Annotated in this window: 19 protein-coding genes; 7 read left to right on the top strand and 12 right to left on the bottom strand. The window is 67.2% G+C overall.

All coding sequences use genetic code 11. From position 1 onward, the window contains the following. The first annotated feature begins 31 nt into the window (after positions 1 to 31). From Q5694_RS14855 to Q5694_RS14845, 3 genes are all read left to right on the top strand, one after another. A complete protein-coding gene (locus Q5694_RS14855) occupies positions 32 to 259 on the top strand; it encodes a CBS domain-containing protein (protein WP_333933688.1) in 228 nt (75 codons plus the stop codon). A 46-nt stretch (positions 260 to 305) separates the two neighbouring features. Continuing rightward, on the top strand, positions 306 to 632 hold the full coding sequence (locus tag Q5694_RS14850; RefSeq protein WP_333933393.1) for an SCO5918 family protein: 327 nt from the start codon (positions 306 to 308) through the stop codon (positions 630 to 632). 523 nt (positions 633 to 1155) lie between these two features. Next, a complete protein-coding gene (locus tag Q5694_RS14845; RefSeq protein WP_333933392.1) occupies positions 1156 to 1509 on the top strand; it encodes a MerR family transcriptional regulator in 354 nt (117 codons plus the stop codon). 139 nt (positions 1510 to 1648) lie between these two features. Here the strand turns inward: Q5694_RS14845 and rfbD are convergent, their stop codons facing one another. Genes rfbD through Q5694_RS14830 form a run of 3 tightly spaced genes read right to left on the bottom strand, consistent with a single transcriptional unit; the run spans position 1649 to position 4580 of the window. Beyond that, positions 1649 to 2497, bottom strand: coding sequence for a dTDP-4-dehydrorhamnose reductase (gene rfbD / locus Q5694_RS14840; RefSeq protein ID WP_443040888.1), 849 nt, complete (start codon positions 2495 to 2497; stop codon positions 1649 to 1651). Between the two features lie 32 nt (positions 2498 to 2529). Beyond that, the gene (rfbB, locus tag Q5694_RS14835; RefSeq protein ID WP_333933390.1) at positions 2530 to 3516 is read right to left on the bottom strand and encodes a dTDP-glucose 4,6-dehydratase; all 987 of its coding nucleotides are present in this window, start codon (positions 3514 to 3516) and stop codon (positions 2530 to 2532) included. Further along, a complete protein-coding gene (locus Q5694_RS14830) occupies positions 3513 to 4580 on the bottom strand; it encodes a glucose-1-phosphate thymidylyltransferase (protein WP_333933389.1) in 1068 nt (355 codons plus the stop codon). The genes rfbB and Q5694_RS14830 overlap by 4 nt, the downstream gene beginning before the upstream one ends. Positions 4581 to 4797: 217 nt before the next feature. Between Q5694_RS14830 and Q5694_RS14825 the strand changes: the two genes are divergently transcribed. Both Q5694_RS14825 and rfbC read left to right on the top strand, forming a co-directional pair. Further along, positions 4798 to 6807, top strand: a complete 2010-nt coding sequence (locus Q5694_RS14825; protein ID WP_333933388.1) for a glycosyltransferase family 2 protein — start codon at positions 4798 to 4800, stop codon at positions 6805 to 6807. Positions 6808 to 6834: 27 nt separating this feature from the next. Continuing rightward, complete coding sequence (gene rfbC / locus Q5694_RS14820) at positions 6835 to 7431, top strand: dTDP-4-dehydrorhamnose 3,5-epimerase (RefSeq protein ID WP_333933387.1); 597 nt, start codon at positions 6835 to 6837, stop codon at positions 7429 to 7431. A 793-nt stretch (positions 7432 to 8224) separates the two neighbouring features. Here the strand turns inward: rfbC and Q5694_RS14810 are convergent. Then, positions 8225 to 9703, bottom strand: a complete 1479-nt coding sequence (locus Q5694_RS14810) for a tyrosine-type recombinase/integrase (protein ID WP_333933386.1) — start codon at positions 9701 to 9703, stop codon at positions 8225 to 8227. Between the two features lie 116 nt (positions 9704 to 9819). Here Q5694_RS14810 and Q5694_RS14805 point away from each other — a divergent pair, with 116 nt between their 5' ends. Next, positions 9820 to 10602 (top strand): IS5 family transposase, encoded by a 783-nt coding sequence (locus tag Q5694_RS14805; RefSeq protein WP_333933385.1) that lies wholly within the window; start codon positions 9820 to 9822, stop codon positions 10600 to 10602. Here the strand turns inward: Q5694_RS14805 and Q5694_RS14800 are convergent. The 5 genes from Q5694_RS14800 to Q5694_RS14780 all read right to left on the bottom strand — a co-directional run bounded on the left by Q5694_RS14800 (position 10586) and on the right by Q5694_RS14780 (position 13116). Beyond that, positions 10586 to 10849 carry a hypothetical protein gene (locus Q5694_RS14800; RefSeq protein WP_333933384.1) on the bottom strand — a complete coding sequence of 88 codons (264 nt, stop codon included), beginning with the start codon at positions 10847 to 10849 and terminating at the stop codon, positions 10586 to 10588. The genes Q5694_RS14805 and Q5694_RS14800 overlap by 17 nt on opposite strands. A 26-nt stretch (positions 10850 to 10875) precedes the next feature. Further along, the gene (locus tag Q5694_RS14795; RefSeq protein WP_333933382.1) at positions 10876 to 11499 is read right to left on the bottom strand and encodes a hypothetical protein; all 624 of its coding nucleotides are present in this window, start codon (positions 11497 to 11499) and stop codon (positions 10876 to 10878) included. Positions 11500 to 11667: 168 nt separating this feature from the next. Continuing rightward, the gene (locus tag Q5694_RS14790) at positions 11668 to 11979 is read right to left on the bottom strand and encodes a hypothetical protein (protein WP_333933381.1); all 312 of its coding nucleotides are present in this window, start codon (positions 11977 to 11979) and stop codon (positions 11668 to 11670) included. Between the two features lie 212 nt (positions 11980 to 12191). Next, the gene (locus Q5694_RS14785; RefSeq protein ID WP_333933380.1) at positions 12192 to 12521 is read right to left on the bottom strand and encodes a hypothetical protein; all 330 of its coding nucleotides are present in this window, start codon (positions 12519 to 12521) and stop codon (positions 12192 to 12194) included. A gap of 130 nt (positions 12522 to 12651) precedes the next feature. Then, on the bottom strand, positions 12652 to 13116 hold the full coding sequence (locus tag Q5694_RS14780) for a hypothetical protein (protein ID WP_333933378.1): 465 nt from the start codon (positions 13114 to 13116) through the stop codon (positions 12652 to 12654). A 487-nt stretch (positions 13117 to 13603) separates the two neighbouring features. Between Q5694_RS14780 and Q5694_RS14775 the strand changes: the two genes are divergently transcribed. Next, positions 13604 to 14860 carry a hypothetical protein gene (locus Q5694_RS14775; protein WP_333933377.1) on the top strand — a complete coding sequence of 419 codons (1257 nt, stop codon included), beginning with the start codon at positions 13604 to 13606 and terminating at the stop codon, positions 14858 to 14860. Positions 14861 to 15045: 185 nt separating this feature from the next. Here Q5694_RS14775 and Q5694_RS14770 read toward each other — a convergent pair whose 3' ends face one another. The 3 genes from Q5694_RS14770 to Q5694_RS14760 all read right to left on the bottom strand — a co-directional run bounded on the left by Q5694_RS14770 (position 15046) and on the right by Q5694_RS14760 (position 16213). Beyond that, a complete protein-coding gene (locus Q5694_RS14770; protein WP_333933375.1) occupies positions 15046 to 15342 on the bottom strand; it encodes a hypothetical protein in 297 nt (98 codons plus the stop codon). Between the two features lie 265 nt (positions 15343 to 15607). After that, the gene (locus Q5694_RS14765) at positions 15608 to 15922 is read right to left on the bottom strand and encodes a hypothetical protein (RefSeq protein ID WP_333933374.1); all 315 of its coding nucleotides are present in this window, start codon (positions 15920 to 15922) and stop codon (positions 15608 to 15610) included. 12 nt (positions 15923 to 15934) lie between these two features. Next, complete coding sequence (locus tag Q5694_RS14760) at positions 15935 to 16213, bottom strand: hypothetical protein (RefSeq protein WP_333933687.1); 279 nt, start codon at positions 16211 to 16213, stop codon at positions 15935 to 15937. Positions 16214 to 16221 lie beyond the last annotated feature (8 nt).

Genomic DNA, 16221 nt, shown 5'->3' with positions numbered 1-16221 from the left:
GCGGCCACAGACGGCACCCTTCGCCCGCGTCCTGATCCTCGACGACCGGGACGCCTCCGGCCCTCGGGTCCGGGGCGACATGACGGTCGAGGTGGCCCTGTCCGTCATGGACGGCGCCCGGGTCGAGCATCTCCTCCTGTGCGACGAGGACGACCAGTGCACCGGCTCGGTGACGCGGGCCGAACTCAGCGCGCACCGCGGCAGTCCCTCGTACACGGACCGGTTGCGTCTGCGGGACGTGCTCGTCTCCTCCCGCTGAACCGCCCTCCCGGGCCGGCCCGTCCTCTTCTCCGAGCAGGAGCATCATGCGCTGTGTCATCGCCCGCTATCCGTTCGACCTGACCAGGAACGGAGTGCTGGCTCTGATGAAGGGCGTCGCGCCGGAGCCCGTCACGACCGAGTCCGTGGTCATCGGCCGTCGCCGCTACCCCGTCAAGCAGGTGGGCCGGGTCATCACCCGGCAGGACCCCCGTGACTTCAGCGCGGGTGAGGTCGTGCGGGCCCTGACGCGCCTCGGTTTCACCTGCCACGATCCCGGCGCCGCGCCCGCCCGCGTCCTGACGCCGCTCGAGACCGCGTCGGCCCTGCTCGGCGCCCCCGCCCCGGAGGGCCGCGTGCCCCAGGGCCTCTGAGCGACGGCGGGAAACCGCCACCTCGAGCCCGGTGAGGGCCCTGCCGACGCGCGTCGGCAGGGCCCTCACCGCTGTCCCGGGCCCCGGCTCCGCCGGACCGCTCAGGGGGAGGCGACGAACGGGACAGGAATCCGCACTCCCGTGCGTCCAAAAATCTGCATCGGTGACAGTAGACTTTCGTCGCTCACTCAGTTAATCTCTGTCTCGTAGCGAAGGTCGAATGAGCCCGGCGGACGGGAAGAGCCGGGCACGACGGAGTAGTCGGTGCAGAGGAAGAACGGAGGAGTCGACGCCATCGGGATCGCCCGGCCGGAGAAGTAGCGGCCGGGTACCGCAAGACCCCGGATTGGAAGGTGGTCCCCGGTCACGCAGCCGCGATCCCCGCACCCCCCTGTTCAGGGCCGGTAGCGGACACAGAAGGTCGGCACAGCATGAGGGCCGACAGATGGTGTTCAATTCCCTTCGGGGCCCTGGTGCCGTACGGCACCAGGGCCCCTCGACGCGTTTCGTACATCGAGGTGACATGACGGCAGACAGACCCCTCAGTGATCGTCTGGACGACGATGACTACCCCGCCTACACGATGGGCCGGGCCGCCGAGATGCTCGGCACGACCCCGGCCTTCCTCCGGGCCATCGGCGAGGCCCGTCTGATCACTCCGCTGCGTTCGGAAGGCGGACACCGCCGGTACTCCCGCTACCAGCTGCGGATCGCGGCCCGGGCCCGCGAGCTCGTCGACCGGGGCACCCCGATCGAGGCCGCCTGCCGCATCGTCATCCTGGAGGACCAGCTCGAGGAGGCCCAGCGCATCAACGCCGAGTACCGCCGCCGCGCCGGCCACGCGGCCCCCGAAACCTACGGCTCCGAGACCGGCTGACGCCGACTGCCCGCCGTCCGGTAGAAAGCTCCGAGGTCGGCTGCCCAGGCGGTCGGCCGGACCGGCCCTCACCCGCGATCTGCGATCCAGGCCGGCAGGGGTGGATGCAGGGGTGGATGCGCGCCGGTCCGGAGGCCCACTACGGCCGCTCCGCGGCCAGCAGTGCCGGGAACGCCTCGTGCAGAGCCTCGCGCCAGTCACGGATCGGCTCGATACCCGCAGCGGACCAGCGGTCATGACCGAGAACGCTGTAGGCGGGCCGGGGAGCCGGACGGACGTAGGCGGCGCTGCTGGTCGTGCGCACGCGCTTCGGGTCCGCGCCGAGGAGCCGGAAGATCTCCCGGGTGAGGCCGAACCAGGTGGTCTCGCCGCCACTGGTGCCGTGGTAGATCCCTGCTGGAGCGGCGCCGGCCAGTGCGGAGTGCCCGAGGCGGACGAGCCGGTCGGCGAGGTCGACGGTCCACGTGGGCTGACCGTGCTGGTCGTCGACCACGTCGAGGGAGTCCTTGACGCCTTCGAGTCTGATCATCGTGCGGACGAAGTTGCCGCCGCAGGCCCCGTACAGCCACGCGGTGCGTACCACGTAGCCCGCTTCGGGGAGTGCGGTCAGCACCGCCTGCTCACCGGCCAGTTTGGTGCGGCCGTAGGCACTGAGAGGGCCCGTGGGGGCGTCCTCGGGGTACGGGGAGCTGCTGTCGCCCGCGAAGACGTAGTCCGTGGAGACCTGGAGCAACCTGGCGCCGGTCCGGGCACAGGCCGCTGCCAGGTTCCGGGGTCCGCCGCCGTTGATCCGCAGGGCGTCGGCCTCACGGGTCTCCGCGTCGTCGACGGCCGTCCAGGCGGCACAGTTGACCACCACATCGGGCCGGTGCTCCGCGACGGCCCGATGCACCGCCTCCGCATCCGTGACGTCGAGGTGCGCGCGGGTCAGGCCCACGCTCCGCACGCCGTCGGCCGCCAGACGGGCCACGAGATCACGGCCGAGCATTCCACCCGCTCCGGTGATCAGCCAGGTGGAGGTCACAGCGCCGCGCGCTCCTTCAGGGGCTCCCACCAGGCGCGGTTGTCCCGGTACCAGGCGACGGTCTCGGCGAGGCCGGTGGCGAAGTCCTTGCGGGGCTCGTAACCCAGTTCCGTCCGGATCTTGGTGCAGTCCACGGAGTAGCGGCGGTCATGGCCCTTGCGGTCCTGGACGTACTCGACGCTCTTGTCCCAGTCGGCGCCGCACGCCTCCAGCAGGAGCCGGGTCAGCTCCTTGTTGGACAGCTCGGTGCCGCCGCCGATGTTGTAGATCTCACCGGCCCGGCCCTTGGTGCGGACCAGCTCGATGCCCTGGACGTGGTCGTCGATGTGCAGCCAGTCGCGGACGTTGCCGCCGTCGCCGTACAGCGGGACCTTCTTGCCGTCCAGCAGGTTCGTGATGAACAGCGGGATGACCTTCTCGGGGAAGTGGTGATGCCCGTAGTTGTTGGAGCAACGGGTCACCCGCACGTCCAGGCCGTGGGTGCGGTGGTACGACAACGCGATCAGGTCGCTGGACGCTTTGGCCGACGAATAGGGCGAGTTGGGCTGCAGCGGATGGGTCTCCGGCCAGGAGCCCTCGTCGATGGAGCCGTACACCTCGTCGGTGGAGATGTGCACGAACACGTTGATCCCGGCGCGGTGAGCGGCGTCGACCAGGGTGTGCGTGCCGACCACGTTGGTGCGGACGAACTCGGCCCCGCCGTCGATGGATCGGTCCACGTGCGACTCGGCCGCGAAGTGCACCACCTCGTCGTGTTCGGCCATCAGTTCGCCGACCAGACCGGAGTCACAGATGTCGCCCTGGACGAAGGCGAAGCCCGGATGGTCGCGCACCTCGTCGAGGTTGGCCGGGTTGCCCGCGTAAGTGAGCTTGTCCAGGACGGTTATCGCCACGTCTCCCGGGCCCAGGGGGCCGAGCAGGGTACGGACGTAGTGGGAGCCGATGAAACCGGCGCCGCCGGTCACCAGGATGCGGGTCGTCATGAGGATATCTGCACTTTGCTGTGGTCGCCGAGAACGAGGCGGTGGGCTGCGGGATTGCGCGGCGCGGGCGTGACCTGGACGTTGCGTCCGATGAGCGACGCCTCGATGCGCCGTACGCCGGTGATGGAGGACTGCCGCAGGACGATGGAGTACTCCACCTCGCTGTCGTCGATCCGGCAGTCCTCGGACACGGAGGTGAAAGGTCCGATGTACGAGTCGCTGATCACTGAACCGGGGCCGATGACGACGGGGCCCACGATGCGCGATCCGCGGACCTCCGCACCGGGTTCGATCCGCACGCGGCCGATGATCTCGCTGGACTCGTCGACGGTGCCCTCGTTGCCGGGCTCGAGCGTCTCGAGGACGGAGCGGTTGACCTCCAGCATGTCGGCGACGTTCCCGGTGTCCTTCCAGTAGCCGGAGATGGTCGTCGAGCGGACGTCCTTGTGCTCGTCGATCAGCCACTGGATGGCATGGGTGATCTCCAGCTCGCCGCGCCAGGAGGGTTCGATCCTGCGGACGGCCTCGTGGATGGCGGGGGTGAAGAGATACACGCCTACCAGTGCGAGGTCGCTCTTCGGCTCTTTCGGCTTCTCCTCGAGTCCCTTGACGCGGCCGCTCTCGTCGAGCTCGGCGACACCGAACGACGTCGGGTTGGGCACCCGGGTCAAAAGGATCTGCGCGTCGGGGCGTTCCGTGCGGAATTCATCGACGAGACCGGTGATGCCGCCGACGATGAAGTTGTCCCCGAGGTACATCACGAAGTCGTCGTCACCCAGGAATTCCTGGGCGATGAACACGGCGTGGGCCAGGCCGAGCGGCTTGTCCTGAGGGATGTAGGTGACCTTGATCCCGAGCTTCGATCCGTCACCGACGGCTTCCCGGATCTCTTCGGCGGTGTCGCCGACGATGATGCCGACGTCGGTGATGCCGGCATCGGCGATGGCCTCCAGCCCGTAGAAGAGCACGGGCTTATTGGCGACGGGCACCAGCTGCTTGGCCGATGTGTGGGTTATCGGACGCAGGCGAGTGCCCGAGCCACCCGAGAGAACGAGAGCCTTCATACAGCGCATCCTAACCGGGGGTCTTCGCCGAGCCGCTGGCCCGTGTTACACCACAGTTCACCGAAGCCGTGCGGGCCTCGCGTGCTCTGTTCGCGCCGGTGACCGCCCTTTGACGTGACCACGGCTGGCCGTTACCCGTTAGCCTTGCCTTCGATGAGCGGCGTCGCGCGCCGGGTCGCGCCGTGTGACTCCCAGCAACCGAAGCGGAAGAAGAGACATGTCCATCAAGGTGAGCGTGGTGATCCCGGTCTACAACCCGGGCAGGTACATCGAGGACTGCATCGCCTCTCTTCTGCGCCAGAGTCTGCCGGACGACGAGTACGAGGCGATCTTCGTCGACGACGGCTCCACCGACGAGACCCCTGAGCGCCTCGACCGGCTGGCAGCCGAACACCCGCACATGCACGTCATCCACCAGGAGGGATCCGGGTGGTCGGGCAAGCCGCGCAACGTCGGCATCGAGGCGGCCAAGGGCGAGTTCATCCAGTTCGTGGACAACGACGACTGGCTGGGCGACGAGGCCCTCGAGCGCATGTACAACTACGGGGTGCAGAACAACGCCGACGTGATCGTCGGCAAGATGGCCGGAAAGGGCCGCCCGGTCCCGCTCGAGCTGTTCCGCAAGAACCGGCCGCACGCGAACGTCGAGAACGCCCCGCTGATCGACAGCCTCACCCCGCACAAGATGTTCCGCAAGGAGTTCCTGGACAAGCACAACCTCCGCTACAAGGAGGGACGTCGCCGCCTGGAGGACCACGTCTTCGTCACCGAGGCCTACCTGCGGGCCGAGAACGTCGCCGTGTTGAGCGACTATCTCTGCTACTACCACGTCAAGCGCGAGGACGCCTCCAACGCGGGTTTCCAGCGTTTCGACCCGGTCGGTTATTTCAAGAACCTCCGTGAGGCCCTCGACGTCGTCGAGGAACTCACCGAACCGGGGCCGTTGCGCGACCGGCTCTTCCGCCGCTGGCTGCGCAACGAGATGGTCGAGCGCATGCGGGGGCAGCGGCTGCTGAAGCTGCCGGAGGATTACCGCCGGGAACTGTTCGACGAGATTCACAAGGTGGTCGTCGAGCGTTTCGGGCCCGGTGTCGCAGCGGGTCTGCAACCCACCCAGCAGATCGTCGCCGGCCTGATTTCGGCCAATCGGCTCGCCGAAATCGAAGAGTTCGCCCAGTGGGAGGCGGGGATCAAGCCCTTCGGTTCCCTGGAGAGCCTCGGCTGGGAGAACGGCAAGCTGACGATCGGTTTCACCGCCGAGTACAAGTCGGCGGGGGAGCCCATCACCTTCCGTGCCGACGGGGAGAAGGACCTGCTGGTTCCGCCGCTGTCACGGACCGGTCTGGACGCCATCGCCCTGCTCGGTGCGGACACCTCCGCTCCGCTGGCCAAGTCCAAGGTGGACCTGGTCGTGCGTGAGCGCGCGACGGCTGCGGAGTTCTTCCAGCCCGTCGAGCTCACCCGCGAGAAGGTCGCCGTGGAGGGCCGGGAAGGCCATTTCCGCCAGGTGCTGCACGCCACGTCAGTGGTCGACCCGCTCTCGGCGGCGAACGGCGCCCCGTTGGACGCGGGGATCTGGGACGTCCTCATCCGCATCAGCTCCTGCGGATGGACGAAGGAGACGCGCCTCGGTTCCGTCCGCACCGCAGAGGCCCGGCGCGGGCGCCGCGCCGCCGTCATCGGCTCACCGGCCCGTCTGGTACTGCCGTACTGGACCGACCCGCACGGCAACCTCTCGCTCGATGTCGACCAGGGGACCAGCCGCATCGGGTACGAGTTCGCCGATCTGACTCCCGCCGACGTGACCGTCACGACCGGTCCCGGGCGCCTCTCCGCCGTCCTGCCGTTCCACGTTCAAGGCGAGTGCGACGCACCCGTGAAGCTCACCGAGATCACGACCGGCCGCTCGGTCGCCGTCACCGGCACGCTGACCGCCCGCACGACCGGCGACGCCGAGTTGCGCGCCGACCTCTCGTCCGATGAGCTGGTCGACGGCCACTGGCGGATGGATCTCACCCTGCCGTCGAACGGAGCCGGCAAGCCGGTGCAACTCCCGCTGGCGCTCGACGTCTCAGTGAGTCGTGGTGTCGTGGTCAAGCGCCTCGCTGCCGCTGCCGCCGATCTGGCAGCCAAGGGTCCTGGCGGGCGCACGCCCGGCTCCCGTCCGGTGAAGCCGACATTCCTGCGCCGCGCGGCGCGCAAACTCCGTCGGACCCTGAAGAAGTGACCGGACCACGCGAGCAAGGATCGAGACATGCGACCACTGGGTATTGAGGGAGCCTGGGTTCTGGAGCCCAAGGTTTTCCCCGACGACCGCGGCAGCTTCCACGAGTGGTTCCGTGGCGCCGAGTTCCGAGAGGCCACGGGTCAGGACCTGAATCTGGCCCAGGCCAACTGCTCGGTCTCGAAACGGGGTACTCTGCGTGGCATTCACTTCGCCGACGTCCCGCCCAGCCAGGCCAAATACGTCACGTGCGTGCGCGGCGCGGTCATCGACGTCATAGTCGACATCCGCGTCGGCTCACCGACGTACAGGCAGTGGGAAGCGGTCCGGCTGGACGACCGGACCCACCACGCCGTCTACCTGTCCGAGGGCCTCGGCCACGCCTTCTTCGCCCTGACGGACGACGCGACCGTGGTCTACCTCTGTTCCGAGGGCTACGCCCCGGAGCGTGAACACGGCATCCACCCGCTGGACCCGGACCTCGGCATCGAGTGGCCGGCCGGCATCGAACCACTGCTGTCCCCGAAGGACGAGCAGGCACCGACGCTGACCGATGCGGAGGCACGGGGGCTGCTGCCGGCGTACGAGGACTGCGTCGCCTATCGCAGGACGCTCCGCGGCGACTGACAACCGCTGCCCTTCCAGTCCGAGCCGACTGCCTGGCGTTCCATGCCCTGCCGCTCCCTGTGCTCCTTGAGGGAACAGCGGCATTCGGTCGGGAGGACGATGCGGCGTTAGGACGCTCGGGTCTCGGTAGGCCGGAAACGCGTCGGCCGCGGTGCGGTGTCTGACGTTCCGAGCGACGTTTCGGGACAGCTCGTCTTCACGAACGGCGTGTTCCAGCGCACCGAGTGCACGTAGGACACGGTCGAGGGGGACAGCGGCTTCTGGCAGCACCCGCCGATGGCGCGGAACGCCTCCCGCTCCTGAAGGCGGTGGCGAAAAGGCCGAATCGATCGGCTTCGTCCACCGCTTCCAGGACCCCTCGCCGTAAGTCGGCAGTGAGTGAGTTCGGTACCGCCGCCTCGACCGACGTATGCCGGTCGTGCTCCTCCACGCGCGTCGTGCCCGCCGCTTACTGGGAGATCGTCTACGAGATCTCGATCAACCGGTAGGCACCGGCTTTCGCGCAGGCGGGCTGTCCCGGTGCTTCGGCGCGTCCACGTCTGTCGAGCGGCGAGGGCGGTCAGCCCCGACCCTGGGCCGTCTCTGGTTCGTGCGAGGGCGATCGACGCCGGCCGACGGCGACCGGCAGTGACGGGGGAGTCCCAGCCACCTGCCGTGAAGCCCCAGGTCAGAGCGGCCGTCGCCGACGCGTTTCCACCCAGGGCTGGCGGTACGGCAAGATGGGGTGTTACTTGCCGCGAGAGGGCATGAAAAGGCCCCTCACCAGCGCTTTCCGTGCCGATGAGGGGCCGTGTCAGGCGGCTTGGGCCGTCTCTGGGCCGTCGGGCGTCTCCGGGCCGTCATGAGCGTGACCGGCTGCCCAGTACATCGCCGAGATGGCTTTCCGGGTGCGGGTCTCGCTGGACGGCATGAGGTGCGTGTAGACGCGGAGGGTGAAGCCCGGGTCACTGTGGCCGAGGTAGAGGCTCAGAGCCTTGATGTTCTCTCCGGCATCCAGGAGGACCGAGGCGTAGAAGTGGCGTAGGGCGTGCATGCCGTGCTCGCGGGCGGCGGCGTAGCGCTGGCCTTTCTCCGGGGTCGGGATGATGCCGGCGGACGCCAGCGCGGGTTTCCACGCCTGGTCGTTGAACGTCTGGCTCCAGATGGCTGCGCCGATGCCGCTCGTGAAGAGGAGCTGGTGTGTGACCTTGGGGCCGGTCGGGGTGAGCCATGGCAACGTCACTTCGACGGGCGGGAAGTTTGCCATGTGCTCGCGGAGCGCCGCCGACACCTCGGGGTCGAGGGGAACGTCACGGAGCTTGCCGCGCTGGGGCGGGGCGAAGACCAGCGTGCCGCGAACCTTCTTGACCTGCTGGCGGACGTAGAGCCAGCCGAGGTCTCCGATGTTGTCGACGGCCAGGCCGAAGATCTCACCCTGCCGCAGACCGCACCCGGCACCGAGGTCGACCATGGTTTGGTACCGCTCGGGGAGGCCGGAACGTACGCCGAAGACCTGTTGCGCAGTCCACGGATGGACACGTGACGGCACGGGACGAGGAGCCTTGACCGAGCGAACGCGGCAGGGGTTGGAAGCCAGGAGACGGTCATCCACGGCCGCGTTCAGCACGGAGGAGACGGCGTCGAAGATGAGACGCCGGTACTGGGCGGACGCTACGGCGTCTTCCAACTGGCGGTTCCAGTCGCGGATGTGCTCGGGCTGGAAGGAGCCGATGGGGCGCGTGCCGAGGTACGGCAAAGCGTGGAGGCGCAGCCTGCCCTCCACGGCGGCCCGGCTGGTTAGGTCGGTCGTGAGGGCGGCCAGCCAACGATCGGTGTACTCACGGAAGGTGATGCGGGCGGCCCTTGGGTCGATGTACTGCCCACGGGCCATATCGGCTTCTACATTGGTCAACCAGGCGTCTGCCAAGCGCTTCTGCTTGTCCGGGAAGCTCTTCGACTTCTCTGTGCCGTCCGGGCCGATGTAGCGGGCGCGGTAGCGCATGCCCGTGCCGTGGCGGTCGGTCTTGACCTTGCGAGTCTTGCCGTCCGCGCCCACCTCGGTCCGGTACCAGCGGTCCTGGATGTGCCCGGCCATCAGGCAGCCTCCCCCGAGCTGGGAGTCCACCCACGCGCGTACGTCCTCCGGGTCGAAGCGGAGATGCCTGCCAACTCGGAAGCCGCGGGGACCGGTGCGCTTGCGACGCCACTGGTAGACCGTCTCGACGCTGGGCAGCTCGAACATCTCGACCAGGTCCTCAGGCGTCAGGAACCGGGTCGGCAGCTCTGAGGCCATGGTCAGTACTCCCCTTCGGTGAGTTGGTCGCGTAGGGCTTCGCGGGCGGTTTCGCGGTTGAGCTGGAGGTCGCGGGCGATGGTGGCGGCGAGTGCGGATTCGCCTGGGGTATGGCCGTGTCGCAGCTGATAGACGGCATACGGTTCCGTGTCCGGACCGGAGTTCCGTGGCGGGACGTCCCCGTCGAGTACGGACCATGGAATCGGGTCTACGACCTGTTCCGTCGATGGCAGCGGAACGGCACCTGGCACCGGATTCTCACCCGGCTCCAGTCCCTGGCCGACGCGAAAGGTGCGATCGTATGGGACCTGAACGTCGACTCCACGGTGTGCCGCGCCCATCAGCATGCGGCCGGGGCCCGCAAGCGGGGCGACCTGCAGAAGGAACCACCGGGCGGGATCTTCACCGAGCCGCATGATCATGGGCTGGGGCGGTCGCGCGGCGGGTTCACCACCAAGCTCCACCTGGCCGTCGAGCAGGGCCAAAAGCCCATGTCGATCGTGGTCACGGCAGGGCAGCTCGGGGACTCGCCGCAGTTCGAACCCGTGCTGGAGAAGGTCCGCGTCCCCCGCCTCGGACCGGGCCGGCCACGCGTCCGCCCCGACCGGGTACGCTCTGACAAGGCGTACGCCTCCCGCAGAAGTCGCGCCTACCTGCGCCGCCGCGGGATCCGCTGCACCATCCCGGACAAGGCCGACCAGGCGCGCAACCGCCGAAAGCTCGGGTGCCGCGGCGGCCGGCCGCCGCGCTTCGACCCGGTCGACTACCGCGAGCGCCATGCGGTCGAGTGCGGGATCAACCGCCTCAAAAGGCACCGTGCCATCGCCACGCGCTACGACAAGCTCGCGGTCCGCTACGAGGCGACGGTCCTCGTCGCGGCTATCAACGAGTGGCTGTGACCCCCCGGCCGTCACAGGTGGGATCCACGTTCCACGTCTGTGGCAGATCACTGCCGCAGAAGACGCAGATGAAGTCGTCCTCGCGCACGATGTCGTGCTCCTGGCGGTCGAGGCACGGCCGGAACACCACCTCGTGGCTGAAGCTGGAGGGTCGCTCGAGCCCTACCTCGTCCAGATTCCGAGCGACTGCCGCCCAGGAGGTGGCGTTCGGGCAGTACCCGGTGGACTGGTTGCTGACCTCGGTCACGGCCCGCCCGGTCCATGCGCGTCGGTCTATGCCGCCTTCGCGGAGGGGGTCTGGCCCTGCTGTGCCTGCCGGATCCGCTCGACGAACATGCGCGTTACGGAGTTCAGCACGCGAGGATCGACGGCGGGTCGGGTCTTCGTATTGAGGTTCACTACTCCTGCGACGGAACCCAGCCGGAACGTGATCGAGGCGCTGCAGAGGTCGTCCGTCGGGCAGTACGCGGCCGTGTACGCCGCATCGACGTCGGGAAGCTCTACCGTCCCCAACTTGACACTTGCCATATTGGACTTCACGTCCGTGTAGTACCGGATGGCGTCGGCGGTGGACCGGAAAGAGTAGGCGCGCAGTCCGACGACGCCTTCGAGGTCGGGTGCGGCGAAGCCTTGCTGTACGCCGGCGAGGATGTTGTCATCTGGACCCTCGGTACGCAGTTCGGAGCTTTTCTCCCAACCGGACGGGATGTCACCGGTGCCTGGCATGACGGCTTGGAACTCGGGCAGCCCAAGAACCTTGGCGGCCTGAGCAGTGGGCGGGATGCTCTTCTGCAGCGGACCGGGGTTCCCTCCACCACTTCCAGAGCCGCACCCGGCAAGCAGCAGGAGCACCCCGGCTAAGCAGAGTCCTCGGATGGTGTCCTTGAAGCGCGGCATCGTTCTCCCCGGGCAGGCAGCAAGCAATCCAGGAGATCATATTGAGCCCACGCTCCAGGACCGGTGTGGATCCTCTACGTCCACACAAGGCACGGCCGAGGCGGGAGCTGCTCAAGCGGACCTTCTTCCTCTCCGGATTCGCCTCAAGATCCACTTTTGATACACGGCCTAGCCCCACCTCATCCGTTTGGCCAACGCCTGGATGGCGGCGACCGTGGCCTTCCCGCCTGCGTCGGCCGCCTCGTCGGCGCCACCGCACTGGTTGAGAGGACTACCCAAGGGGAGGCCGGCGAGATTGCCGTTGGCCGCTCCGGTGCCGGTGGTGGTGGCGCCGTTGGCGTGGGCGCCGGTGTGGTGGTTGGCGCAGGAGGTGCCGAAGGCCGGGGAGCCGATCGGGAGGATGCCGCCAGCCGAGGCCGGACCAGCGGAGAAACCCAGGGTGAGAAGGGCGAGACAGCCCGTCACGTATGTCCGTTTCACGCACCCGGTAACGATTCTCACAAGCGTCGGACACGTTGACCTACGCCGCACTGCGTGATCCGGAAGAACCGTCCTAGTGACCTGAGTCGGAGATTCTTCGTCAGATCGGCGCCACGCAGACCGGATGCCTCATGCCCCTTCAGACCGTGTCCGGCGACGAGAAGCCGGGTCGCTGGCAAGCCGGACAGCGTGCGAGAACTACCGGACGATCTCTAACTCAGGCCCAGCGCCTTGGGAGAGCTGATGCCGATCGTGCTGTCGTTGAGGAAGTCGGTGCTCTTGACGGTGCTCTTGATGAAGTCGGCGCCCCCGCATTGGTTGAAGGGGCTGCCGAGAGGGAGGCCGGCGAGGTTGCCGGTGCCGGTGCCGGTGCCGGTGCCGGAGGTGGTGGCGCCGTTGGCGTGGGCGCCAGTGTGGTGGTTGGCGCAGGAGGTGCCGAAGGCCGGGGAGCCGATCGGGAGGATGCCGCCAGCAGCGGCGGGGGTGGCGGTGAGGCTGACGGTGAGGAGGGCGAGGCAGCTGGTGGCGTATGTCCGTTTCACGTACCCAGTAACGATCTCTACGGATGTTCGACACGACGGACATGTGCCGCGCGCTTGATCCGAAAGAAGCGCTCTAGCGGCCGGCCTGTGCGTCTCCTGCCTAGGACGTTTCGGCGGGGGCGCCGGGGTGTCAGCGAGTGAGAGGGCTGACGTAGTTGAGCGGGTGGGTGGCGGCTTCTTGTTTTTGGACCATCCCCCACTTCCAGCGCAGTTCCTTGGCTTGGGTGTTGCCGGGCGGGGTGATAGCGGCGACCCCGGGGTCGATGACGTTGTCATCGATCTTCCCAGAGAGGAATGTCATCGTGAATCGCGCGGAAGTGCCCGGGTTGAGGGTGGCGTCCGCGCCGCCGCATTGGTTAAGGGCGGATCCGAGTGGGAGGCCAGCGAGGTTGCCGTTGACGGCGCCGGTGTCGCGGGTGGTGCTACCGCTGGCTTGCGCACCCGTGTGGTGGTTGGCGCAGGAGGTTCCGAAGGCCGGGGAGCCGATCGGGAGGACGCCGCCTGCAGCAGCTGGGGCGGCGGTGAGGCCGACGGTAAGGAGGGCTAGGCAGCTCGCGGTGTATGTCCGTTTCACGTACCAGGTAACGATCTCCACGGCTGACTGACACGAGCGCCGCGTGCCGCGTACTTGATCCGGAAGAAACGGCCTAGCCGTGTGACTACTCACGTGAGTAGTCACCGACTGACACGGTGATCAACAAGAGCGCGGTACAACTTTCCCTACTTCATCAAGGCCCGCGCACGGCGCGGGCGCGCGCCGCCTCTGCGGCGCGGCCTGCCTCCTGTCTTCGCCCCGGCTGGCCGCGCCCGGCGGCGCGCTCGGCGGCTGCGGGCGTGAAGGTGGGCGACACCCTCTGTGGCTGGGGCGGTCGGCTCCACGGCTTTAGGCAGCCACTTTGGGGCGAGCCTCTAAGATCATGGCCCCAACGTCGTGCTTTAACGGGCAGGTCCACAGACTGCCCGACTCGCCGGAAGCTTACGGGGCCATGATCACTCGCCCCAAAGCAGCTCCAGCCCAAAGCCGCTCCGCCGACCTTCGAGAGCGGGGGCACGCACGGCGCGTAGACCACTACTATTAGCTCATGGATGACGCGAGGCTCCGGGTAGGCCAGGTCTTTGTTGCTGGCGGCGCACCCACCATCACGTATAACCCGCGCACTGAACTGAACCTCGAAGAGCGGATTCAGGACTACCTGGATGAGGGGCATCGAATCCTCTCCGTTTCAGGATCAACGAAGACAGGTAAGACCGTTCTCGTTCGCCGCATCGTTCCACCCGGCGATGGAATCTGGCTTTCGGGCGGAGCGATCAATTCCTCGGAGCAGTTCTGGGAATCCATCGCCGAGCACCTCGGCCTCTTCACGTCCATCGAGCGTACGTCCGACAGTAAGGACGAAACTTGGCGAACGGCCACAGGCCAAGCAACCGTTGGTATCGCTAAGGGAGGTGTCGACAAGAAGGAGATTGTGGGGTCAGCCTCTGGCGAAAAGGTGTCACGTGACCGGAATGTAGTCACCCAGGTGCGAGAAGCCCTTCGAGGCGGATTGACGCCCCTGATCATTGACGACTTCCACTACATGCCCCAGACCGTGCAACTGGAGATCGTGCGATCCCTGAAGGATCTGGTTTTTGACGGCCTCCGAGTCATTGTTATCGCCGTGCCGCATCGAGCCTATGATGTGGTGAGGGTGGAACGCGAGATGACTGGTCGGGTCCAGCAAGTAAGCGTCGGATTCTGGAGCGAGGATGAACTTGCGGGAATCGCACGCAAGGGGCTCGATGCCCTGAAACTCGTCGACAAAGACGAAGCCCTAATCTCACGTCTCGCCGAAGAAAGCTTTGCAAGTCCCCACCTTATGCAGGATTTTTGCTTGCAGCTATGCAAAGCGAACGGATATCGGCAAGCGCAGGACGAGTACCGCCAACTCGTCGCACCAGATTGGAATTCCTTCTTCGCAGACCGGGCCTCGATGGCCTCGAAGTCAGCGTTCGATTTGCTCGCGCGCGGCCCTCGGCAGCGAACCGACCGCAAGGAGAGGCAACTGAAGTCCGGAGCCGTAACCGACATCTACGGTGCCGTACTGGCTGCCATCGCACATACCGGCCCGGGCACCGAGCTGACCTACGAGGAGATCAGGGCCGCCCTGAAGGACGTATTGTCTAGCGATGCCCCTCAGCGACATGAGGTCACCCGCATTCTCGAAGAAATGACCAAGATCGCCACGAAGGAAATCGAAGGCGAACCAGTGGTCGACTACGACGTAGAATTGGGCAAGCTCTACATCTCAGATCCGTACTTCGCATTCTTCCTGCGGTGGGGCGTGCCGGATCTCTCGTAGCTTCGAGCCTCTCCAACACATGAGCGCCCTCCCGGGCCGTCCTCGGGCCGTGGGAGGGCGCTCAACGATAACCAACGTCGACAACTGCCCACAGCGCAGCAGCAGGTCAAGACGTTGATCGGTAACGCGGCCGCAGGTCACGGCCGCCGGTGATCAGTTGTGGCTGTGCAGCAGCTAAGTGCCGCTCAGGGGCGTGCACGCGCGACGGGGCCTCGTCCTCGGCTGGTCGCTACTCGCAGCACGTCCCGTAAAGCGCTGGTCAACTTGGCGGCGAGAAGATGGAGCTCCTCTAGGTCTTCGGTCTCGTCGTCGAGTACCTGGCTTGAGTGCTCCAGCAGTTGGGACGCCATCCCGAGTTGGAAGGCCTCGATGTGGTCCGCCAGGCGGGACACGTAGCCGCCTTGGTCATCGGTGCTCAGATAGCACGGTTTGCCGTCCGGTCCCGCCCACGGGAGAAGTCTGAGTTCGTCCTGTGTTGTCATCCCTGCGTGCGCCTCTCGGTGATCTCGACGTTCGGAGCCGGCGTGCCAGTGGATGCGGAGTCGCTCACAGCCCTACTCCCGGGCCCGGACTGCCCCGGTGCCCAGTGGCACACGCATTCGCACGCCTCGTAGATCAAGGGCAGGCCGACCGGCGCTGATTCCGGAGACGACTCCGCGCAGGCGGGGTGCGTGCCGATCTGGCAAGCGGTCGAGCGGTACGAGGTGGCCGAGGCGTCCGGGCCAAGAGTCTGCCGCTGCGAGGGCATCAGTGGACCCCCAGGAGTGTCGTCCAGGCGTCGGCCGGCATCCGCGGAGCGATGACGACCGTCGGGTGCCGTCGTGCGCGTTCTTCGTGCGCCAGTACGTAGGGACGGACGAGTGCGGTGTCCTCGCCCCTGAGCGGCTGCCAGCAACTCGCCCTGTCGAGGTCCTGGCCCAGGACGGCCGTCGGCTCGTCAGTGAATGCAGAGGAAGCGGGGGCGGGTGTCAGCCGGGACGGCCGTAAGGGGCGGCGGTGCCTGCCCTTGGGGAAGTATCGCGCTCTGGTGAGCGAGGCGGCACGGCGGATACGGTTGAGCACGCTGGTCAGCTCCTATCGCTGATGGCTCGGTCCCCCGACATCGCCCGTCGTGGGGACCGCTTTGTTTACGACCGCCCAGAGGGTGCGGTCGTTCAGGCTCGTGGCGAGAAGCCCGAACCGATCGGCCTCAGCCACCGCTTCCAGGACCTCCCGCCATAAGTGGGCGGTGAGTGATTCCGGTACCTCCGCCTCGACCGACGTGTGCCGGTCGTGCTCTTCCAAGCGCGCGGGAAGCCCGAGGTCGGACAGCCGGGCAGCGATGGCTGCCGCACGAACTCCCGAAGCGGGCACAGGGCAGC

Origin of the sequence: Streptomyces sp. AHA2 (assembly GCF_036857595.1) — a bacterium.
Lineage (GTDB): Bacteria > Actinomycetota > Actinomycetes > Streptomycetales > Streptomycetaceae > Streptomyces.
This window is presented reverse-complemented; position numbering and strand designations above follow the sequence as displayed.